Source organism: Streptomyces sp. NPDC127190, assembly GCF_042672505.1.
Lineage (GTDB): Bacteria > Actinomycetota > Actinomycetes > Streptomycetales > Streptomycetaceae > Streptomyces.
Map to the genome: position 1 here is coordinate 162,307 of NZ_JBHXVE010000001.1, position 21,191 is coordinate 183,497.

The window sequence follows — 21,191 nt, forward strand, 5'->3', positions numbered from 1 at the left end:
ATAGTTCAACGGCTGTGAGTTTTCAGATATGCCCGGTAGCTCTGTGTTCAAGAAGTGAACACAGAGTGAGCTGATCTTTGGATTGATCTTGAAAAGCGGCTAGCGGAGCCGCTGGGAGATGACCTTTGACACACCGTCACCCTGCATCGACACGCCGTAGAGCGCGTCGGCGACCTCCATCGTGCGCTTCTGGTGGGTGATCACGATCAGCTGCGAGGCCTCCTGGAGCTCCTGCATGATCCGGATCAGCCGCTGGAGATTGGTGTCGTCCAGCGCCGCCTCGACCTCGTCCATCACATAGAACGGGCTCGGCCGGGCCTTGAAGATCGACACCAGCAGCGCGACGGCCGTCAGCGAGCGCTCCCCACCGGACAGCAGTGACAGCCGCTTGACCTTCTTGCCCGGCGGCCGGGCCTCGACATCCACGCCCGTGGTGAGCATGTTGTCCGGGTCGGTGAGCACGAGCCGGCCCTCGCCGCCCGGGAAGAGCCGGCTGAAGACACCCTCGAACTCGCGGGCCGTGTCCCGGTAGGCCTCCGTGAAGACCTGCTCGACCCGCTCGTCGACCTCCTTCACCACCTGGAGCAGGTCCGCGCGGGTCTTCTTCAGGTCGGCCAGCTGCTCGCTGAGGAACTTGTGCCGCTCCTCCAGCGCCGCGAACTCCTCCAGCGCCAGCGGGTTGACCTTTCCCAGCTGCTGGTACGCCCGCTCGGCCGCCCGCAGCCGCTTCTCCTGCTCGGCGCGGACGAAGGGGCGCGGCTGGTTGCGAGGGTCCTCGGGGTCGTCGGGCAACTGCTCGCCGTCGGCGGGGGGCGAGGGCGGCACAGGCTGGTGCGGGCCGTACTCGGCCACCAGTCCCGCCGGCTCGACACCCAGCTCCTCCAGCGCCTTGGTCTCCAGCTGCTCGATCCGCAGCCGCTTCTCGGCGCCGAGTACCTCACCTCGGTGGACCGAATCCGTCAACTTGTCGAGTTCCGCCTTGAGTTCGCGCCCGGCGGTGCGTGCGGCGGCCAGCTCCTGCTCGCGCCGGGCCTTGGCGGCCTCGGCGACGGCGCGCTCCTGCTCGGCGCGGGTGAGGGACACCTCGACATGGGCGAGCAGCTGCCGGGCGCCGGAGGCGACGGCCTCCCCGACGGCTGCCTCGTGCCGCAGCCGGGCCCGGCGCTGCTCCGCACGCGCGCGTGCCTCGCGTTCCGCACGGGCGGCCCGGTCCAGCGAGTCGGCCCGCCCGGCCAGCCCCTTGACCCGCTCCTCGTGGGTACGGACCTGGAGCCGCGCCTCCATCTCGGTCTGCCGCGCGTTCGCCCCGTCGGCGGCCAGCCGGTCCCGCACCGAGGTGTCCGGCTCCTCCTCGACGGGCATCTCCTCGGCCACGGCCAGCCGTTCGGCCAGCTCCTCGGCCTCCATGACGGCCGCCTCCAGCGCCTCCTGCGCGCGTGCAGCGGCGGCCGTGGACCGCTCGGCCTCCCCGGCGGCCGCGCGCGCCTGTCCGGCGAGCCGGCCGAGCTGCTGGGCGACGGCCGACTTCTCCCGGTCGGCGGTGCGGCGCCGCTCGCCGAGCTCCTCCACCAGGGCCGCGGCCTCGGCGCGCCGTTCGGCCGCCGTGCGCTGCTCCTGGGCCAGCTCCTCGCACCGCACCGCCAGCTCGGCCAGCTCGGCCGCGGCCTGGTCCACGGAGGCCTGCACCTCCAGCAGGCTCGGTGCCCCGGCGGAACCGCCGTGTGCGAAGTGGGCGCCGAGGAGGTCGCCCTCGGCGGTGACAGCGGTGAGTTCGGGGTGCGCGTAGACGAGGTCCTCGGCGTCTTCCAGGGTGCCGACGACCACGATGCCGTGCAGGAGGCGGCGGACGGCGGGCATCAGTTCGGCGGGGCCGCGGACCAGGTCTGCCGCGAGGAGGGGGGTGCCGGGCCGTCGGTCGGCCGCGGGTTCGTCGTCGCCGGTCGCGCCCCGCGGCGGAGCCGCGTTCGCCAGCAGCAGTGCCGCTCGTCCCCCGTCCTGCTTGCGCAGCAGACGGATCGCCTCGGCCGCCGCTGCGGGGTTCGCCACCGCGATCGCGTCCGCCGCCGCGCCGAAGGCCGCCGCCAGCGGGACCTCGTAGCCCGGGGTGACCGACAGCAGTTCCGCCGCCGGGCCGAGGATCCCGGTGAGGCGGTCGCGGGCGCCGAGCAGTATGCCGGTGCCGTCCTTGCGGCGCAGGCCGAGCGCCAGGGCCTCGTGGCGGGCCTGGGTGGCGGCGCGGGTGCGCTCGGCCGCGGTGGCCGCCTCCCGGGCCGCGCTCAGCGCCGCTTCCGCCTCCGTCAGCTGCCGCTTGGCCGTCTCGTGCCGCTCGGCCAGGTCCGCGTCGTCGGCGTCCAGGCCGTCGACCTCGGCCTGCAAGGCCTCGTACTCCTCCTGGGCGCGCACCGCGCGTTCCCGTGCCTCGTCGCGGGCGGTGGCCAGCCGGTCGATCTCGGCCTGGGCGGAGGTGGCACGCGAGCGGGCCGCGTTCACCTGCCCGGACAGCCGGGCCAGGCCCTCGCGGCGGTCGGCGATGGCGCGGGCGACGTCCTTCAGGCGGCGTTCCTCCACGGTCAGCTCGCGCTCCAGTTCGGCGCGGTGGGCGACGGTGTCGTCGAGCGCGCGCTGGGCCGCTTCCAGGGCCGCCGCCAGCTCCGCCTCCTGTTCCCTGATCCGGGCGGCCTCGCGCTCCAGGTCCTCGGGGTCCCGGCCGCGCCGCTCCTCGAGGGGCGCGGAGGTGGCGCTCTTCACCCGGGCGTCGGCCAGCGAGACGGTGCCCCGGACGCGTTCGGCCAGCCGGGACAACTCGTACCAGGTCTGCTGGGCGCGTTGCAGCCGGGGCGTGAGCCGCCGTACCTCGTCCTCCAGCCGGGCCTCGCGGTGCGCGGCCTTCCGCAGCTCCTGCTCGGCCGTCTCCTTGCGCTCCTTCAGGGCCGCCTCGTCGGCGATCTCGGCTTGCAGGGCCTCGCGCAGTCGTACCAGGTCGTCGGCGAGCAGCCGGAGCCGGGCGTCCCGCAGGTCCGCCTGGATGACGGCGGCCCGGCGGGCCACCGCCGCCTGCCGGCCGAGCGGCTTGAGCTGGCGGCGCAGCTCCTCGGTGAGGTCCTGCACGCGCGCGAGGTTGGCCTGCATCGCGTCCAGCTTGCGCAGCGCCTTCTCCTTGCGCTTGCGGTGCTTGAGGACGCCGGCGGCCTCCTCGATGAAGGCGCGGCGGCCCATCGGGTCAGCGTGCAGAACGGAGTCGAGCTGGCCCTGGCCGACGATGACATGCATCTCGCGGCCGATGCCGGAGTCGGAGAGGAGTTCCTGGATGTCCAGCAGACGGCAGGTGTCGCCGTTGATCTGGTACTCGCTGCCGCCGTTGCGGAACATGATCCGCGTGATGGTGACCTCGGCGTAATCGATGGGCAGCGCGCCGTCGGAGTTGTCGATGGTCAGCGACACCTCGGCCCGGCCCAGCGGGGGGCGGCCGGTGGTGCCGGCGAAGATGACGTCCTCCATCTTGCCGCCGCGCAGCGACTTGGCGCCCTGCTCTCCCATGACCCAGCTGAGCGCGTCCACGACGTTGGACTTGCCCGAGCCGTTCGGGCCGACCACGCAGGTGATGCCGGGCTCGAACCGGAGCGTGGTCGCCGAGGCGAACGACTTGAAGCCACGGAGGGTCAGGGCCTTGAGGTGCACGCCGGGGCACTCTACCCGCCGCCGCTATCTCACTCCATGAACCCTCGCAACCGCGCGGTTTCGCCAGTGAACAGGAAGGGCACACCGTACGTTAAAGAGGGTGAAAGGATGCGCGGGGGAAAGAAAGAAGGAAGGGACGCCGAAGCGTCCCTTGTCAACTCTGACGACCGGGTTGCGGTCGTCCGATCAACTGAGCGGTTGATACGGGCAGCCCGACCACAGCGACTGCTGTTGTGGAGCGATGCAGTGATCAGGTGAGCGCAGGCTCCGCCTGGTGTGCGTCGATGCTCTCCATGATCCTCTCCTGAGAGGCGGCAGCCGCCAGCGCTTCGTTCTCCGCCTGGATCCGGACCAGCTCGGACTCCAGGTCCTGTACGCGCTGCTGCAACCGTCGCATCTCGGCGAGGAGTCGAGGGTCGGAGCCGCCGACGTAACCGAGAAGCGCCTTTGCCATGATGGATGGTCCTCCACACTGAGTGACCGACCGATGCGGTGTGGGTCGTGAGGGATTTGCACCCGCGGTGCTTGGCACATCCGGGTGTTGCTCTGCTGTTGCTCCATGCCAAACAGCTAAGGTGCGCGGGGCTTTCAGCGTCTCACCAAAAAGTTTGACGGTCAACACGATCACGCCCTGTATTGACGGGCAAACCCGGGGCGCGGCCTTCAGAACGGCGGCGCTGAGACTCGTCCGGGGCCCTGAGGGCGTGACGATCAGCTGTACCAGCGGAGCCTGCCACGACACGTCGTTCTTGGCAACCACCAGGTCGTTTCCCCGGACGGCGAGCGCCCCCGGTGGTCCGCCGCGCGCCGGGCGGCGCCGCCGCGCGGTACCGGATCAGCGCACGGCGAAGCCGTCGTAGCCGCCGCGGGGTGTGTCCCAGATCTCGGTGACGCCGTCCACGCGGCCGGGCGTGTCGTCACTCTGGAGCCAGTCGAGCAGCCCCTCACAGCTCTTCCGGGAGCCCTCGGCGACCACCTGGACCCGGCCGTCGGCCAAATTGAGAGCAAAACCACTCAGGCCGCCGATCTCCAGCGCCTTGGCCCGGGTGAACCAGCGAAATCCCACGCCCTGCACGTGTCCACGCACCCAGGCGACCAGTCGTACATCCTCGCTCATGGGTGCAACCTAACCGCCCGGTGTCGTCCGGGACACGTCGTCCCCCGGCGCCATGGGGTACCGTCCGGACCCATTGAGTCGCACACGCAAACTCACTCGGTCGAGTGAGCCGGGTGGACCGGAGGGAGTCCGGAGGGGGTCCCGGGGAGCCACTCGCCGCGCAGGTACCGGGTCGCCCGCGAGCACGAGGAAGAGGGCAAGGACATGGGACGCCACCGACGCTCCGCCGCCGGCCGCGCCGCCACGGGGGCCACGCACCCGGACCGCTCCACCACGGCAGGCGACGACCCGCAGCACACGGCCGGGGCTGAGCAGTCGGCCGGGGCCGAGCAGCCGGCCGCGGACAGCACCCCGTACCTGCTCCCGGAGGGCTACGCGGAGGTCACCGCCAGGAGCACGGCCTATCTGTTCGCGACGGACGACGAGCCCGCGGCGGCCTCCGGAGCGCCCGGCGGCCCGGCCGGCGACCGGCGCCCGCGGCGTCCCGGGCGGCCGGTGCGCGCGGGTCTGCTCGGCGTGACGGCGGCCCTCGCCATCGGCACGGCCGCGGCGGCCACGGGCTTCATGCCCGGCCTGGAGAACTACCGGCTCGGCGGTGGCACCCACGCCACCGGCGGCGACCGAATACCAACCGCCGCCTCGCCCGGCAACACGGCCACCCAGCAGGGCGGCACCTCGGGCAGCGCGGCCGGCGGGACCGGCCCGGCCCCGGCGTCGGGCGGCGGCGCCAAGGCGTCCCCGTCGTCCTCCCCCTCGGCCACCGGCCCGTCCGCTTCCCCGTCGTCCTCTCCGTCGTCCTCTCCGTCGTCCTCCCCCTCGGCGTCACCTTCGGCTTCGCCCTCCGCTTCCCCCTCTGCCTCGCCCTCGAAGACGGCGTCCGGGCCGGCCTCGCCGACGCCCTCGAAGAAGCCGGCGTCCTCGAAGAAGCCGACGGCCTCCGCGAAGCCGACGGCCGCTCCCACCCGGCCGCGGAGCACCCCCTCGCGTACGGCGACCCCGGCTCCCTCGGCCCCCACGGTGACCTCCGTGCCGGTGACCGTCTCGGCGCAGACCGCCGCCGAGGCGGAGGTGTTCAAGCTCGTCAACGAGGAGCGGACCAAGGCCGGGTGCAGCGCGCTGGCGGTGAACTCCTCGCTGACCAAGCTGGCGGAGGCGTTCAGCGCCGACATGGCCGCGCGGAACTTCTTCGACCACACCGACCCGGACGGCAGGACGCCGTGGGACCGGGCCGCGGCGGCCGGCATCACGGGTCTGGGCGGCGAGAACATCGCCCGCGGACAGGCCGACGCGGCGGCCGTGATGGATGCCTGGATGAACAGCTCCGGCCACCGCGCCAACATCCTGAACTGCGAGTTCAAGACCCTCGGTGTCGGCGTGCACTTCGGCCCGGGCGGGCCGTGGTGGACGCAGGACTTCGGGTACTGATCCCGCCCCGCCCGTTACGCGGCCGCGCGGCCCCGCGCGAAGACCGCGGCCGTCTCGGTGACCCGGCGGCCCAGGTGCTCGGCCGTGGCTATGTCGGCCTTGTGGACGCCCTCGGGACCCTGGTCGTTGTTGCTCTGCGCGGCGGCACCGCTGAAGAAGCCGAGGCGGTTGAGGTCGTTCTCGGAGGCTTCGCTGCTGTTCCAGCCGGGGAGCAGGCCGAGGTTGACCCAGTGCATGCCGTGCTGGGCGGCCAGGGTCTGGAAGAACTGGAGGGTGTGCAGCTTGTCGCCGCTCTTCGAGGCCGAGTTGGTGAAGCCGGCGGCCAGCTTGTCCTGCCAGGCCCGGGTGAACCAGCGGCCGGAGGTGGTCTCGGCGAAGACGTGGAAGGCGCCGGACGCGGTGCCCATGTAGGTGGGCGAGCCGAAGACGATCGCGTCGGCGCGGTCCAGGACCGCCCACTGCTCGTCGGTGATCTCGTCCACCTTGACCAGGTGCACCTCGGCGCCCGCCTCGGCGGCGCCGGCCCGGACGGCCTCGGCGAGGACGGTGGTGTGGCCGAAGCCGGAGTGGTACGCGATGGCAACGACAGGGGTGGTCATGGGAATTCCAACTCCTCGGGTGGACAGCTCCAAGCAATGACCAAAGGAAAGCACTAACTTCTGGTTAGTGCAACCTGGCGGTTAGCGCTGCGCTCGCGTAGGCTTGTGATATGAGCGCCCGCACCGAAGAACCCCTCACCGAGGCCACCGCCGAGGATCACGAGGACCTCGCCTACAACGTCTTCGCGAAGGCCTGCCCGTCGCGCGGCACGCTGGAGCACGTCACGGGGCGCTGGGGCGCACTGACGCTCGGCGCGCTGTACGAGGGTTCGCTGCGCTTCAACGAGCTGCGCCGCCGCGTGGACGGGGTGAGCGAGAAGATGCTGTCCCAGACGCTGCACGCGCTGGAGCGCGACGGCCTGGTGCACCGCGAGGCCCAGCCGACGAACCCGCCCCGGGTGGACTACGAACTCACCCCCCTCGGCCGCCAGGTCGCCGAGCGGCTGCTCGCGCTCATCCACTGCGTGGAGGGCGCCATGGACGAGGTACTGGCCTCCCGCGAGGCCTACGACGGCCGGCAGGCGTAGTCCCACGCCGGCCGGCAGCCGCAGGGGGAGATCACTCGCCGCCGGAACCGCGGTAGGTGCCCGAGCCGTCGACCGAGTCCGCGAACTCGGCGAAGTCCATGTTGGCGATCATCAGGTTGGCGGAGATGTCGGGGAACCAGCGCGCCGGGACCCGGAAGGTCCGGCCGGGCTCGTCCGCGAGGTCGACGGCCAGCAGGCGGTGCTCCGGGTCGGCCATGGTGACCGAGTCCGCGAGGAACACCTCGAAGACCTTGTCGCCCTCGTCGGCGGCCGCCTCCTCGGCGAGCAGCGCCTGCACGCTCACCCCGGCGAAACGCGGGTCGTCGACCAGGACGGAGGTCGAGAACTCCTCGGCCGCCTCGATCTCGGCGCACACCGCGGCCCAGTCCGCGTCGTCGCGGAAGTCCGTGCGCAGAACGAGCGAGAACTCCTCGTGCCCGGGCAGTGCCATACCGTGTGTCCCCCTCAGCCCCGGCCGGCCGGGCGGGGGCGGGGCGGCCGCTGGCAGGTCGGGCAGAAGTAGCTGGAGCGGTTCATCCAGGGGCGGCGGCGCATCGGCGTACCGCAGCGGCGGCAGGGCAGGCCCTCCCGGCCGTAGGCGTCCAGGGAGCGGTCGAAGTAGCCCGACTCGCCGTTGACGTTGACGTACAGGCTGTCGAAGCTGGTGCCGCCCTCGGCGAGGGCCGCGTTCATCACGTCCCTGATGTGGCCGAGGAGTTCGGCGGTGACCGGCCGGGTGAAGTGGGCGGTGGGCCGCTCGTAGTGGATGCGGGCGCGCCACAGCGCCTCGTCCGCGTAGATGTTGCCGACCCCGCTGATCAGCGACTGGTCCAGCAGGGCCCGTTTGACCGTGGTCCGCTTGCGGCGCAGCGCCTGATGGAAGGCGTCGTCGTCGAACAGCGGATCGAGGGGGTCGCGGGCGATGTGCGCGATGACGTCGGGCAGGCCTTCTTCGGTGTTGTCGTGCAGCGAGAGGCCGCCGAAGGTGCGCTGGTCCACGAAGCGCAGCTCGGTGCCGAGGGAGTCGGCGAACCGGATGCGGATCCGCAGGTGCTTCTCGTCCGGCGCGTCGTGCGGCTGCACCAGCAGCTGGCCGCTCATGCCGAGATGGGCGAGAACGGACTGGTTCGTCTCCTCCAGTGGCAGCCACAGGTACTTGCCGCGCCGGCGCGGAGCGCCGATGTGCTGTCCCTTGAGCCGGTGCGCGAAGTCGTCCGGGCCGGCCAGGTGGCGGCGTACCGCGCGCGGGTGCAGCACCTCGACCTCGGCGACCGTGCGATGGGCGGCCCACCGCTCCAGTCCGCGTCGTACGACCTCGACCTCGGGCAACTCGGGCATCGGTGAACCCCCGTGACGAACCGGTGGATGAGCCGAGCGCCCGCTCCGGTGCCGCCAGGGGCTCGGAGCGGGCGCTCGGTACTGCTCAGGACCTGCTCGGAACAGGTCAGGCGGTGGCGGACGACGAGGCGTCGTCCCGGGCGGCCTCCTCGGCCGCCTTCGCTGCCTTGGCTCGCTCGTCCGCCGCGGCCCGGATGGACCGCCAGGCGGACTCGGCGGCCTGCTGCTCCGCCTCCTTCTTGCTGCGGCCGGTGCCGGTGCCGTACGAGACGCCCCCGACGCGGGCAGCAGCAGTGAAGGTCTTCTCGTGGTCGGGGCCGGTCTCCGTGACCAGGTACTCGGGCACGCCGAGTCCCTCGGTCGCGGTCAGCTCCTGAAGGGATGTCTTCCAGTCCAGGCCTGCGCCGAGGTTGGAGGACTTCTCGATCAGCGGGTCGAACAGGCGGTGCACCAGTTCGGAGGCCGCGTCGAGGCCCTGGTCGAGATAGACCGCGCCGATCACCGCTTCCAGGGTGTCGGCGAGAATGGATGCCTTGTCCCGGCCGCCCGTGCCCTCTTCGCCCCGGCCGAGCCGGATGAAGGAGCCCAGGTCGAGGCCACGGCCGACCTCCGCCAGCGCACGCGAGTTGACCACCGCGGCCCGCAGCTTGGCCAGCTGGCCCTCGGGCAGGTCGGGGTGGGTGCGGTACAGCGTGTCCGTGACGACGAGACCGAGGACGGAGTCACCGAGGAACTCCAGCCGCTCGTTCGTCGGCAGACCGCCGTTCTCGTACGCGTAGGAACGGTGGGTCAGCGCACGCACCAGAAGGGCGGACTCGACCTGGTAGCCGAGCCGCCCTTCCAGAAGCGTGTGGGACGAGGCCTGGTTGTCCACCGGGCCATCCCCGCTGACGCGGGGAGCGTTCTTCTTCGCCGTGGACACAGTGCCTCTCACCAGCCCGCTCAGACTTCGAGGACCTGGCGCTTGTTGTAGGTGCCGCAAGACGGGCACGCGATGTGCTGCTGCTTCGGCTCGTGGCAGCGCTCGCACGCAACCAGGGTGGGGACCGCAGCCTTCCACTGCGACCGGCGGTGGCGCGTGTTGCTGCGCGACATCTTCCGCTTCGGAACAGCCACGGCTACTTCTCCTGCTTCTCGTCGACGCCCGCTTCGGCGCCGCTCATCTCGTCCTTCTCGCCGTCCGTCTTCGAACCGGCGAGTCCCTGCAAAGCCGCCCAACGGATGTCGACGGCATCGTGGTGGTGGTCCGGGTCGTCCGCGAGCCGGGCTCCGCACTCGGAGCACAGACCCGGGCAGTCTTCCTGGCACACCGGCTGCATCGGCAGTGCGAGCACCACCGCATCACGCAGCACAGGTTCGAGGTCGATCAGACCGTCCTCGATGAAGAGCCTGTCCTCGTCGTCCTCGGCGTCGTCGCCCGGTTCCGCGATCACGCGGCCCCGGTCGTCGGCGTCAGGGTACGAGAACATCTCCTGGAAGTCCGCATCGAGCTCCAGCTCGACCGGCTCCAGACACCTTACGCACTCCCCCTCGGCCGCTGCACGGGCGGTGCCTGTGACAAGCACCCCTTCCATGACCGACTCGAGTCGGAGTTCGAGCTCCATCGGGGCACCTTCCGGCACTCCGACGACTCCCTGGATCCCGAGGTCCCGGGGAGCGTCGATCTCGCGGGTCAGGCGCTGCAGCGCGCCAGGACGCCGGCCCAGCTCGTGCGTGTCGATCACGAGGGGGTTGCGGTGGTCAAGGCGGGCGTTGGGAGCCATTCCTGCTTTCGATCTTCGAACTCGAAGGGACGCCACCCGCCGGTGTCTGCGGGCAGCGCTGATCGCGGACGTACACGCGACCGAACAGCCAGGATACTGGACCTTTCGCTCTGGGCCCAATCGGGTGCCGGCCGCCCTCCGGCTAGAGACCCCGGCCCTGCTCGTAGGCGCGCAGCTGCTCCGCGCTGATCATGCTCGTGTCGAAGAGGCTGGTCTCGTCCAGGGCCGCGTAGCCCGCTTGGGGCTGCTGCGGGGCCTGGTGGGGCTCATGGGACTGCTGAGGCGCGTAGGCGGCCTGCTGGGGGCCGTAGCCGCCCTGGTAGGCGTAGGGGTCGGCCTGCTGGTAGCCGTAGGGGTCCTGCTGGCCGTAGGCGGGCTGCTGCGGGAAGCCGCCGTAGGGGTCCGGCTGCTGCTGCTCGTACGACGCGTAGGCGGGCTGCGGGTCGTACGACGGCTGCGGCGGCTGCTGTTGCCGGTCGGGGCGCTCGGCCGGGGTGTCCTGCTCGGCGAGGGCCGCGAGGTCGGCGAGGTAGTCGGCGTCGCTGGAGTGCTGGAAGGTCGTGGTGTCGTCGGCGAGCGCGCCGAGGTCGTCCGTGGCGATCCGGCCGTGCAGCTTCTGCCGGCCGCGGCCGACGGCCTCCAGGGTCTTGGCGAGGACCGCCTCGAAGGCGCCGAGCTTGGCGTCGACGTACTGGTCGGCGTTGTGCCGCAGGGTCTCCGGGTCGTGGCTGCGCTCGGGGGCGTCCTCGTCCTCGTAGCCGTTCTCGTCCACGCCGGGGCCGGTGCCGAGCAGCTTCTCGCGGCCGCGGCCGACCGAGCCGAGGGTCTTGGTGAGGACGACCTCGAAGTTGGCGAGCTTGGAGTCGACATAGTCGTCGGCCTCCGCGCGGACCTCCTCTGCCTCCTTGCGGGCCTCGGCGAGGATCCGGTCGGCCTCGGCCTGGGAGCGGCGGGCGATCTCGGTGTCGGAGATCAGCGAGCCGCGCTCGGCGTGCGCGTTCTCGATGATCCGCTCGGCCTCCAGCCGGGCCTGCTCGACCATCTGTTCACGGTCGCCGATCAGCTCCTGCGCCTGCGCGAGGGAGCCGGGCAGCGCCTGGCGCAGCTCTTCCAGCATCGCGAGCAGCTCGGCGCGGTTGATCACGCACGACGCCGACATGGGCATGGACCGGGCGCCGGAGACCGCGGAGACGATCTCGTCGAGCTTCTTCTGCACGTCCACCTGTGCTCGCCACTCTCTACAGCCGGGTTGGAGACGGACGGGACGACTGTAGCCCCATCAGTCCCGGCGCAGGCGCGTGTTCAGGGCCTCGAGGACCGGGGCCGGCACCAGGTGGGAGACGTCGCCGCCCCAGGCCGCGACCTCCTTGACGAGCGAGGAGGACAGGAAGCTGTAGGTGGGGTTGGTGGGCACGAACAGCGTTTCGACGCCGGTCAGGCCGTTGTTCATCTGGGCCATCTGGAGTTCGTAGTCGAAGTCGCTGACGGCGCGCAGGCCCTTGACGATGGCGGGGATGTCGCGCTGCTTGCAGAAGTCGACCAGCAGGCCGTGGAAGGACTCGACCCGGACGTTGGCGTAGTCGGCGGCGACCTCGCGGATCAGCTCGATCCGCTCCTCGATCTCGAAGAGGCCCTTCTTGGACTGGTTGATCATCACCGCGACGTAGACCTCGTCGTAGAGCCGAGAGGCCCGGGCGATGATGTCGAGGTGTCCGTTGGTGATCGGGTCGAACGACCCGGGGCATACGGCGCGGCGCACTTGTGATCCCTCGCTCTCCGGTCCGGTCATCGTGCGTCTTCGCACGTAGAGGCGGCGCGACCGTACCAAAACGTTCCCTCGCCGTAGCGGCGGGACCGGATCGGTTCGAACCCGTCCGGCCACCGGAATTCACCGCCTCTGGTGCTGCGCTCCACGGTGACGAGCGCTTGCTCAGCGAGCCAGCCCTCCGAGTGGAGTGTGAGCAGAATCTCCCGAAGATCGTCGTCCGTGACGGCGTACGGCGGGTCGAGAAAGACCAGGTCGTACGGGTCTTCGGGGGCCGGCGCCCTGATGACCTGTTCCGCTTTGCCCGCTCTGACCTCGGCGCCGGGAAGGCCCAGGTTCTTCACGTTCTCCCGGACGACTCGCGCCGCGCGGGCGTCGGCTTCGACGAGGAGGGTGTGGCTCGCGCCCCGGGAGAGGGCTTCCAGGCCCACGGCGCCCGACCCGGCGTAGAGGTCGAGGACCCGTTCGCCGTCCAGGGGGCCGCCCAGCAGGGACTGCCAGGTGGAGAAGAGACCTTCGCGGGCCCGGTCGGAGGTGGGGCGGGTCCCGGTGCCGGGGGGTACCGAGAGGCGCCGTCCGCCGGCCCGGCCGGCGATCACGCGGGTCATGTGGGGTCCTTCTTCGTGAGCGGCTTTGCGTTCATTGTGGCTGGTCGCGCGGTTCGGCGCGCCCCTGGGTAGGTCTCCTTCAGCCCTTTTCCAGGTACTGCTCCCGCTCCTCGTCCAGCAGGGCGTCCAGCGCCGTCCGCAGGCCCGGCAGCTGCTCCAGGTCCGGGTCGCTCGCCACCAGGGCCGTCGCCTCCTCCCTGGCCTCCGCGATGACCTCCTCGTCCTCGATGACCGCGAGGACGCGGAGGCTGGAGCGGGCGCCGGACTGGGCCTGGCCGAGGACGTCGCCCTCGCGGCGCTGTTCGAGGTCGATCCGGGAGAGTTCGAAGCCGTCGAGGGTGGCGGCGACCGCGCCCAGGCGCTGGCGGGCGGGGCTGGCCTCGGGCATCTCGGTGACCAGGAGGCACAGCCCGGGGGCCGAGCCACGGCCCACCCGGCCGCGCAGCTGGTGGAGCTGGGAGACGCCGAAGCGGTCGGCGTCCATGATCACCATGGCGGTGGCGTTGGGGACGTTCACACCGACCTCGATGACGGTGGTGGCGACCAGGACGTCCGTCTCGCCGGCGGCGAAGCGGCGCATCACGGCGTCCTTGTCGTCGGGGTGCATCCGGCCGTGCAGGACCTCCACCGTCAGGCCCTGGAGGGGACCGCGGCGCAGCTGGTCGGCGACGTCCAGGACGGCGAGCGGCGGGCGCTTCTCGGCCTCGTCCTCGGGGGACTTCTGCTTGGCCTTCTTCGGGTCCTCCTCCTCGTCGCCGATGCGCGGGCAGACCACGTAGGCCTGGTGGCCGGCCGCGGCCTCCTCGCGGATGCGCTCCCAGGCGCGGGCGAGGAAGTGGGGCTTGTCGGCGGCCGGTACGACATGGGTGGCGATCGGGGAGCGGCCGGCCGGGAGCTGGTCGAGGACGGAGGTCTCCAGGTCGCCGAAGACGGTCATGGCGACCGTGCGCGGGATGGGGGTGGCGGTCATGACGAGGAGGTGCGGGGGCTGTTTGCCCTTGCCGCGCAGGGCGTCGCGCTGCTCGACGCCGAAGCGGTGCTGTTCGTCCACGACGACCAGGCCGAGGTCGTGGAACTGGACCTTGTCCTCGATCAGGGCGTGGGTGCCGACGACGATCCCGGCCTCGCCGGTGGCCAGGTCCAGCATCGCCCGCCGGCGTGCGGCGGTCCCCATCGATCCGGTGAGCAGCACGACCTTGGTGGCCCGCTCGGCGCCGCCCAGCATCCCCCCTTCGGCAAGGTCGCCCATCATCTCGGTGATGGAGCGGTGGTGCTGCTGGGCGAGGACCTCGGTGGGCGCGAGCATGGCCGCCTGGCCGCCGGCGTCGACCACGGCGAGCATGGCTCGGAGGGCCACCATCGTGTTGTGGGTCACCGTGAAGTGGTCGGTGACGTAGGCGTGGCTGGGATGGCGGACGCTGATGCACTGGACCGGTTTGCGCCCCACGTGCTCGACGGCCCGGATGCCGCGGCTCAGGGCGTCACCCCGGGGGTGCGGGCGCAGCCGGGCGGCGTGGCGGCTGAGCCGGAACGGGAGGTGGTCCTCGGGCAGTTCCACCGAGACGTGGAACGCGGACTGCCGCGCCAGCACCCGGGCCCGGCCGCCCAGGGAGCGCACGAGCCAGGCCACGTCGTCGGCCAGCGGCTGGGAGTCGGTGGCGAGAAAGGCGCCGGTCCCGTCCCGGTCGACGGTGCCCTGGCTGTCCATGAGCCCCTGGAGGAGGGCGAGGCGGTTCTTGACCGAGGTGTTCCGGAAGGCGTCGGGAACGGGCCGCGGGCCGGGCGGGACGGAGCCGTCGCCGAGGCCGAGTCCGAAGCGGTAGGGGTCCGCGGGGAGCGGGGAGCCGTCGCCGAGGTCCACGGGGGTGGCCGGCGGGATGTGCCACTTCGGCGATCCGTCCGCCTCCAGCAGGTCGTCCCTGAGGGCGCGGGTGGTCAGCACCTCGGGAGGCTCGCCGCTGTCCCGGCCGCGCCGCGTGCCGACGATCCAGAGGTGTTCGTCGTCGCACTCCACCGCGCTTCCGTCGGACAGCACGAGGCGCCACACGTCCCGCTCCCCCTGCGGGAAGATTCCGTCGACCGGCGCGGTCTCGCCCGACGGCACGACGACCTCGTCGCCCACCTCCAGCTCGCCCATGCGCCGGAACCCGCGCGGGGTGAGCACGAGCGAGTCCAGCGGCTGGGCCTTGCCGGAACCCACCTCTCCCTGGAGGAGCCGGTGCATGGGGTGTTCGGTGGCGAGGTCGGCGAAGATCTCGCGGGAGACCTTCTGCTGGCCCTCGGTGAGGGTGAAGGGGAGGCGGTCGTCGAAGGCCGCGAGCAGGCCGTCCGGTCCGGGGCGGCGGGGGACGGCCGGGAGCAGGGTGTCGGCGTGCCGGCGGCGGGCCAGGGCGACCTGGAGCACGAAGGCCTCGTCCCACTTCAGGCGGGCGCGGGCGTCGGCGATGTCGGCCTTGGTGTGCGGGCGGTGGATCTTGAGCAGGGCCTCGGGGAGCGGGAGCAGCCCGCGGCCCTCGCGCAGCGCGGGCGGCAGCGGGTCGAGTGCCTCCTGGGCGCTGGGCAGGACCGTCTGCACCGCCTTGCCGATCTTCCAGGACTCCAGTTTGGCGGTGGCCGGGTAGATGGGGATCAGCGCGCCGGCCCAGGTCTCGACCGCTTCCTCGCCGTCCCCGCGCAGCAACTCATAGGCGGGATGGGCGAGTTGGAGCCGGCGGTTGAAGACGGAGACCTTGCCGGCGAACATCGCGCGGGTGCCCGGGAGCAGCTCCTTGTGCGGCTTGTGCACGCCGTTGCCGAAGAAGACCAGCTGGAGCCGGCCGCTGCCGTCGGTGATGGTCACCTCCAGGCGCTGGCCCTTGCCGCGGGGCGCCTTGGCGGAGGCGAAGGAGTGCAGGCGGGCGTCGGCGACCATGGCGACCACCGTGACGTGCTCGTCCATGGGGAGGTCGGCGAGGTGGGTGAGCTGACCGCGCTCCTCGTATCTGCGCGGGTAGTGATGCAGGAGGTCGCCGACGGTGTGCAGGCCGAGATGCTCGGCCATCACCTTGGCGGTGGCGGGGCCGAGCACCTTCTTCAGTGGTTCTTCCAGTGCGGGCACGAGATCCATTGCACACCACGCCACTGACAATGCCGTACACGCTGCCCCGCGGCTTTCCGCCCGCACCGCCGGAAACCTGAGGAAACCCCTGGTCAGGTGGAGTGCTCCAGGCCTAGGATGGCGCGCTCCGGCCATCCTTCGCGGTCACCGCCCCAGCCGGGACCGCCCGACCCCGCGCCGCACGCGCTCCTCCCCCGGCGCAGTGACGATGGACTCCCAGATCCCACAGCCAGCCCAGGCATCCCAGTCACCCCACCCACCCCACACGTTCCAGGTCGACCTGCGTGGTCTGGTGGACCTGCTCTCCCATCACCTGTACTCCAGTCCCAAGGTCTACCTGCGCGAGCTGCTCCAGAACGCCGTGGACGCGATCACCGCCCGGCGGGACGGGCAGCCGGACGCGCCGGCGCTGGTCCGGCTGCACACGGCGCAGGGCGCGCTGCGGGTGGAGGACAGCGGTGTCGGGCTCACCGAGGCCGATGTGCACAGCCTGCTGGCCACCATCGGCCGCAGCTCCAAGCGGGCCGAGGGGCTCCAGGAGGCCCGCTCGGGCTTCCTCGGCCAGTTCGGCATCGGCCTGCTCGCCTGCTTCCTGGTCGCCGAGCGGATCCGGGTGGTCAGCCGCAGCGCCCGGACGCCCGGGGCGGCGCCGGTGGAGTGGACGGCGCGGGACGACGGGTCGTACACCGTGCGCACCCTGCCGGACGCCGAGCGGCCCGAGCCGGGCACGACGGTGTATCTGACCGCGCGGGCCGGCGCCGCGGAGTGGCTGGCCCCGGAGCGGGTGCGCCGGCTGGCCCGGGACTTCGGCTCGCTGCTGCCGTACGACGTCCAGGTGGACGGGCAGCCGGTCACCGAGCTGCCCGCGCCCTGGGACGGGCCCTATCCGAGCCCCGCCGCACGCCGGGTGGCGCTCGCCCGGCACTGCCAGGAGCTGTTCGGGTTCACCCCGCTGGACTCGGTCTCCCTGGACGTGCCGCTGGCCGGTGTCCGCGGGGTGGCGTATGTGCTGCCGTCGGCCGTGAGCCCGGCCCAGCGGGCGACCCACCGGGTGCATCTGAAGGGCATGCTGCTCACCGAGCGCGCCGAACAGCTGCTGCCCGACTGGGCGTTCTTCGTGCGCTGTGTGCTGGACACCGACAGCCTGCGGCCGACCGCCTCGCGCGAGGCGCTGTACGAGGACGAGACGCTGGCCGCCGTGCGGGAGGCGCTCGGGGAGCGGATCCGGTCCTGGCTGACCGGCCTCGCCGCCGGGGACCCGGAGCGGCTGGCCGCGTTCCTCTCCGTGCACCACCTGGGCGTGAAGTCGCTCGCCCGGCACGACGGCGACATGCTGCGCACGATGCTGCCGTGGCTGCCGTTCGAGACGACGGACGGCCAGCTGTCCCTGGAGGAGTTCGCCCAGCGGCACCGGGTGGTGCACTTCACCCGGACCGTGGAGGAGTTCCGGCAGGTCGCGCCGATCGCCTCCGCGCAGGGGGTCGGGGTGGTCAACGGCGGCTACACGTACGACAGCGAGCTGGTCGAGGCGCTGCCCCGGGTGCGGCCCGGGACGGTGGTCGCCGAGCTGGACGCGGACACCGTGACCGCACATCTGGACCTGGTGGACACGGCCGAGGAGCTGGCGCTGTCCGGGTTCCTGGCGGCCGCGCGGGCCAGGCTCGACCCGCTGGGCTGTGACGTCGTACTGCGGGCCTTCCATCCGCTGTCGGTGCCCGCGCTGCATCTGGACGACCGGGCCGCCCGGCACGAGCAGGCCCGCGCGGCGGCCGAGGAGCAGGCCGACGACCTGTGGGCGGGCATCCTGGGCTCGCTGCGCGACAGCGCACCGCGCGCGAGGCTGGTGCTCAACCACCTCAACCCGCTGGTGCGCAGGATCGGTTCGCTCGGCGACCCGGAGCTGATCGGCACGGCGACCGAGTCGCTGTACGGCCAGGCGCTGCTGAGGGCGCAGCGGCCGTTGCGGCCGGCCGACTCGGCGCTGCTCAACCGGGCGTTCATCGGCCTTCTGGAGTGGGCCACGCATGGGGAGAACGGCAGCTGATGGGTGAGATCGCGGACTTCGACGCGCTGCGCCGGGCGATGGCGGAGAACTCCGAGCAGCCGGAGGGCCCGGCCCGCAACGCGCGCGCGGAGGAGCTGCTCGCCGAGGCCGAGCGGCTGGATGTGCCGCTCGCCGTGATCGAGGCGCTCGGGCATCAGCTGAAGGTCTACAACTACAGCTCCGAGAAGGCGAAGATGTTCGTCCCGTTCGCGCGGCTGCTGCGCATGTGGGACGAACGGCCGGAGGACTTCGACGAGTACGAGACGCATTCGCTGCACTGGGTCTTCAAGTGGATGTCGGCGGGCATGCTGGACCAGCCGCACATCCCGCTCGCCTCGGTCGAGAAGTGGCTCGGCGAGATGGAGCACCGCTACCGGCTCGCCGGGTACTCCGAACGGGCCGTGCGCAGCGCGGAGTTCAGTGTGGCCGCGCATCTCGGGGATGTGCCGCGGGCCGAGCGGGCGTACGCCGCCTGGCTGGCCGCCGACCGGGACCAGATGGCCGACTGTCACGCCTGCGAGCTGCACGGGCAGGGCTTCTGGCAGGCCGAGCGGGGCCGGGACGAGGAGGCGCTGCGGCTGTGGCAGCCGGTGCTGGAGGGCGAGTTCGCCTGTGCGCACGAGCCGCACACCGTGCTCGCCTCCTCGCTGGCGCCGCTGCTGCGCCTGGGCCGCGTGGACGAGGCCCGCGCGCATCATCTGCGGGGTTTCCGGCTGGTCCGGGCGATGGAGAGCATGCGGGGCGCGTACGCGGACCATGTGGAGTTCTGCGCGCTGACCGGCAACGAGGCGCGCGGTCTGGAACTGCTCGCCGAGCGGCCCGCGTACTTCACGGACACCGGGCATCCGCGCAGCCGGATGGAGTTCCTGGCCGTGGTGGCGCTGCTGATGGAGCGGCTGACCGGGCTGGGGCTCGGCGCGCGGCGGGTGCCGGGCCCGGCCGGGCGGACCTGGACCGCCGGTGAACTCGCCACGCACGCGCGTGCGGAGGCGCTGGAGCTGGCGGAGCGGTTCGACCGCCGCAACGGCACCTCGTCCGTCGGCGACCGGGTACGCGCGCGCATGGCGCAGCGTCCGCTGGTGGAGCGGCTCCCGCTGGGCGTGCGGACGGCACGGGCGGCCGCGGCGCCGGTGGTCGCGCCGCCGGCCGCCGGGCCGGCGCCCGCCGAGGCTGCCGACCTGGCCGCCCTGCTGGCCGAGGCGCGGCGGATGTCGGACACCTTGCAGCCGAACGCGCTCGAGGCGTGGGCGGCGGTGGCACGGGCCGCCGAGGGGGTGCAGCTGGCCGCGCGGGACCGCGCGGAGCTGACCGACCACGAGGCCATGGCCCGCGGTCCCGAGGGCGTCGGGCTGTTCGAGCGGGCCGCCGCGGAGTACGCGGAGGCGGGCGACCCCGGTGAGGCGCTGGCGGCACGCGCGCGTGGCGCGTACGTACGGGCCCTGGAGGGCGAGGTCGACGCGGCCCTGACAACGGTCTCCGCTCTGTACGACGAGGTCCTGGCGCTCTACGCCGACGGGGCCACCGGGGTGCGCCAGACCGCGTCGGTGCTGATGAGCCGGGCCCGGACGCTGATGCGCCGGGTGCACCAGGCCGCCGAGCGAGGCGCGAACGGTGCCGTCGAGGCCGCCGCCGGCGCCGCCGAGGCCGCGGCGCGGGAGGTGCTCGCGCTGGTCGGGGGGCGGGCCGGGGACGATGTGCGGCTGGTCGCCCGGGACGGCGAGGCGCGGGCGATGCTCGCCGAGCTGGCCGGGCTGACCGGCGACGCCGGGCGGGCGGCACGGCTGTTCCGGGAGGCGGCCGACGTGTATGTGGGCGCCGGGCTGCCCTGGTTCGCCGTCGAGTACGAGGTGCAGATCGCCGCGCTGGCCCACCAGGCCGGTGACATCGCCGGGGCCGAGCGGGCGCTGCGGGCGGCCCTGGCGCACGGCGGGGCGCACGTGGAGCCGGTCGGCCGGGCTCAGCTGCATCTCCAGCTCGCCGAGGTGACCGGCTCCCGGGGCGCGGCCGAGGAGGCGGCGGACCATGCCCTCGAGGCCGCGCACTGGGCCGACGAGGCCGGTGCGAGCGGCACGGTGGGTGCCTGGGCGCGGCAGCAGCTGGGCGGCTTCCTGCTGCGCCAGGGCCGGTGCGCGGAGGCCGCCGAGGTGCTGGAGTCGGCGCTCGCCGACCTGAGCGCCGAGACGCACGGCGACGGCGCGGTCGTCCAGGCCCGCTGGTGGCTCGGGGACTGCCTGGCCGAGCTGGGCGAGCACCGGGAGGCCGCCGGGCAGTGGCTGCGGGCCGCCGAGACCGCCCGGCACTGGCCCGAGCAGCAGGACCACGCCACGCTCGCCCATCTGGCCGCCGGTTCGCTGGCCCACGCCGGGCTCGCCGAGGAGGCGGACCGGGCCTACAGGCGCGCGGGCGAGCTGTGGCGCGCGCTCGGCAACCCCCAGTTCCTGGTCCGCTCGCTGCGGGCCCGCGCCTGGCTGGCGCTGCGCGGCGCCGTGGGTGCGGCGGGTGCGCGGGCGCTGATGGCGGACGCGGTACGGGAGTGCGAGACGGCGCTCGCGGCCACGGCGGACCCCGCCGTCCGGGACCAGCTCGGCGCCGAACTGGGCGACACCCACCGGCAGTTCGCGGAGCTGCTGGCCCGCTCGGCGTCCGAGGCGGACGGCGAGGGCGAGGAGGCCGTGGAGGCCGAGGACGCGGTGATCCAGGAGGTGTTCGAGGCGGCGCTGGAGCAGATGGAGCGGGCCGTGGCGGTGTTCGACGCGCTCGGCGCGGCCGGCCTGCACAGCCGTACCGGCGCGGAGCTGGGCGCGGGCTGGCTGGAAGCGGACCTGGGCCGTCCGGCGGCAGCGGCGGCACGCGCGCGTGCCGTGCTCGCGGCCTACGCGGACGCCGGTGCGGCGGACGGGCCGGACCAGGCCGACGAGACGGTCCGCGCCCGGTGCGCGGAGGCCGCCCAGCTGCTCCAGGCGGCGCGGACCGAGACGGAGGGCTGAGCCGGGCCCCCGCTCAGCGGAGGGCCGCTCCCCTGCTCACTCCACCCCGATGAGCAGCAGCGCGCCCTGCCGGCCGCCCTGGTACACCACCGTGTCCACGGCCAGGTAGGACTCCCGGACCCGGGTCTGGAGGCGCGGGGGGGGGGGCGGGGGGGGGGCGCGCGCGGCGGCGCCGGGGGGAGACGCGCCGCCCGCCCCGGCCGAGAGGGGGCGGGCCCGCACGGGGGGGGCGGGGGGCCCGCA

The 21,191-nt window shown here is 72.8% G+C and carries 18 protein-coding genes; 4 read left to right on the forward strand and 14 right to left on the reverse strand.

Annotated elements, in window-relative coordinates:
• Positions 1 to 99: 99 nt before the first annotated feature.
• The 3 genes from smc to ACFVIU_RS00705 all read right to left on the reverse strand — a co-directional run bounded on the left by smc (position 100) and on the right by ACFVIU_RS00705 (position 4,795).
• Positions 100 to 3,678, reverse strand: coding sequence for a chromosome segregation protein SMC (smc, locus tag ACFVIU_RS00695; protein WP_385839726.1), 3,579 nt, complete (start codon positions 3,676 to 3,678; stop codon positions 100 to 102).
• Between the two features lie 250 nt (positions 3,679 to 3,928).
• Entirely contained in the window at positions 3,929 to 4,132 is a 204-nt protein-coding gene (locus tag ACFVIU_RS00700) for a hypothetical protein (protein WP_385839728.1), read from the reverse strand.
• Between the two features lie 381 nt (positions 4,133 to 4,513).
• Positions 4,514 to 4,795, reverse strand: a complete 282-nt coding sequence (locus tag ACFVIU_RS00705) for an acylphosphatase (RefSeq protein WP_385839729.1) — start codon at positions 4,793 to 4,795, stop codon at positions 4,514 to 4,516.
• A 204-nt stretch (positions 4,796 to 4,999) separates the two neighbouring features.
• On the opposite strand from ACFVIU_RS00705, the gene ACFVIU_RS00710 reads away from it, so the two are divergent.
• Positions 5,000 to 6,220 (forward strand): CAP domain-containing protein, encoded by a 1,221-nt coding sequence (locus ACFVIU_RS00710; RefSeq protein ID WP_385839730.1) that lies wholly within the window; start codon positions 5,000 to 5,002, stop codon positions 6,218 to 6,220.
• A gap of 14 nt (positions 6,221 to 6,234) precedes the next feature.
• Here ACFVIU_RS00710 and ACFVIU_RS00715 read toward each other — a convergent pair whose 3' ends face one another.
• Positions 6,235 to 6,819, reverse strand: coding sequence for a flavodoxin family protein (locus ACFVIU_RS00715; protein ID WP_385839731.1), 585 nt, complete (start codon positions 6,817 to 6,819; stop codon positions 6,235 to 6,237).
• Positions 6,820 to 6,929: 110 nt separating this feature from the next.
• Here ACFVIU_RS00715 and ACFVIU_RS00720 point away from each other — a divergent pair, with 110 nt between their 5' ends.
• Entirely contained in the window at positions 6,930 to 7,346 is a 417-nt protein-coding gene (locus tag ACFVIU_RS00720) for a winged helix-turn-helix transcriptional regulator (protein ID WP_385839732.1), read from the forward strand.
• 31 nt (positions 7,347 to 7,377) lie between these two features.
• Here the strand turns inward: ACFVIU_RS00720 and ACFVIU_RS00725 are convergent, their stop codons facing one another.
• From ACFVIU_RS00725 to ACFVIU_RS00765, 9 genes are all read right to left on the reverse strand, one after another.
• On the reverse strand, positions 7,378 to 7,797 hold the full coding sequence (locus ACFVIU_RS00725) for a DUF6924 domain-containing protein (protein ID WP_385839733.1): 420 nt from the start codon (positions 7,795 to 7,797) through the stop codon (positions 7,378 to 7,380).
• A gap of 14 nt (positions 7,798 to 7,811) precedes the next feature.
• Positions 7,812 to 8,684 (reverse strand): bifunctional DNA-formamidopyrimidine glycosylase/DNA-(apurinic or apyrimidinic site) lyase, encoded by an 873-nt coding sequence (mutM, locus tag ACFVIU_RS00730; protein WP_385839734.1) that lies wholly within the window; start codon positions 8,682 to 8,684, stop codon positions 7,812 to 7,814.
• A 106-nt stretch (positions 8,685 to 8,790) separates the two neighbouring features.
• Positions 8,791 to 9,618, reverse strand: a complete 828-nt coding sequence (gene rnc, locus ACFVIU_RS00735) for a ribonuclease III (RefSeq protein ID WP_385839735.1) — start codon at positions 9,616 to 9,618, stop codon at positions 8,791 to 8,793.
• Between the two features lie 8 nt (positions 9,619 to 9,626).
• Positions 9,627 to 9,800, reverse strand: coding sequence for a 50S ribosomal protein L32 (gene rpmF, locus ACFVIU_RS00740; protein ID WP_003951102.1), 174 nt, complete (start codon positions 9,798 to 9,800; stop codon positions 9,627 to 9,629).
• Between the two features lie 2 nt (positions 9,801 to 9,802).
• Entirely contained in the window at positions 9,803 to 10,447 is a 645-nt protein-coding gene (locus ACFVIU_RS00745) for a YceD family protein (RefSeq protein ID WP_385839736.1), read from the reverse strand.
• 142 nt (positions 10,448 to 10,589) lie between these two features.
• The gene (locus ACFVIU_RS00750) at positions 10,590 to 11,669 is read right to left on the reverse strand and encodes a cell division initiation protein (RefSeq protein WP_385839737.1); all 1,080 of its coding nucleotides are present in this window, start codon (positions 11,667 to 11,669) and stop codon (positions 10,590 to 10,592) included.
• A 57-nt stretch (positions 11,670 to 11,726) separates the two neighbouring features.
• Positions 11,727 to 12,206 (reverse strand): pantetheine-phosphate adenylyltransferase, encoded by a 480-nt coding sequence (gene coaD, locus ACFVIU_RS00755; protein WP_385839738.1) that lies wholly within the window; start codon positions 12,204 to 12,206, stop codon positions 11,727 to 11,729.
• Positions 12,207 to 12,232: 26 nt separating this feature from the next.
• Positions 12,233 to 12,820: a 16S rRNA (guanine(966)-N(2))-methyltransferase RsmD gene (gene rsmD, locus ACFVIU_RS00760; protein ID WP_385839739.1), complete on the reverse strand. Its 588-nt coding sequence runs from the start codon at positions 12,818 to 12,820 to the stop codon at positions 12,233 to 12,235.
• Between the two features lie 79 nt (positions 12,821 to 12,899).
• Positions 12,900 to 15,926, reverse strand: a complete 3,027-nt coding sequence (locus tag ACFVIU_RS00765) for a helicase-related protein (protein WP_385839740.1) — start codon at positions 15,924 to 15,926, stop codon at positions 12,900 to 12,902.
• A 199-nt stretch (positions 15,927 to 16,125) separates the two neighbouring features.
• Between ACFVIU_RS00765 and ACFVIU_RS00770 the strand changes: the two genes are divergently transcribed.
• Complete coding sequence (locus tag ACFVIU_RS00770) at positions 16,126 to 17,961, forward strand: HSP90 family protein (protein ID WP_385839741.1); 1,836 nt, start codon at positions 16,126 to 16,128, stop codon at positions 17,959 to 17,961.
• Positions 17,961 to 20,948 carry a tetratricopeptide repeat protein gene (locus tag ACFVIU_RS00775; RefSeq protein ID WP_385839742.1) on the forward strand — a complete coding sequence of 996 codons (2,988 nt, stop codon included), beginning with the start codon at positions 17,961 to 17,963 and terminating at the stop codon, positions 20,946 to 20,948. Before ACFVIU_RS00770 ends, ACFVIU_RS00775 begins: the two co-directional genes overlap by 1 nt.
• A gap of 36 nt (positions 20,949 to 20,984) precedes the next feature.
• On the opposite strand, the gene ACFVIU_RS00780 is transcribed toward ACFVIU_RS00775, so the two are convergent.
• Positions 20,985 to 21,191 (reverse strand): hypothetical protein (locus ACFVIU_RS00780; protein WP_385839743.1); only part of this gene is annotated, 207 nt, incomplete at its 5' end.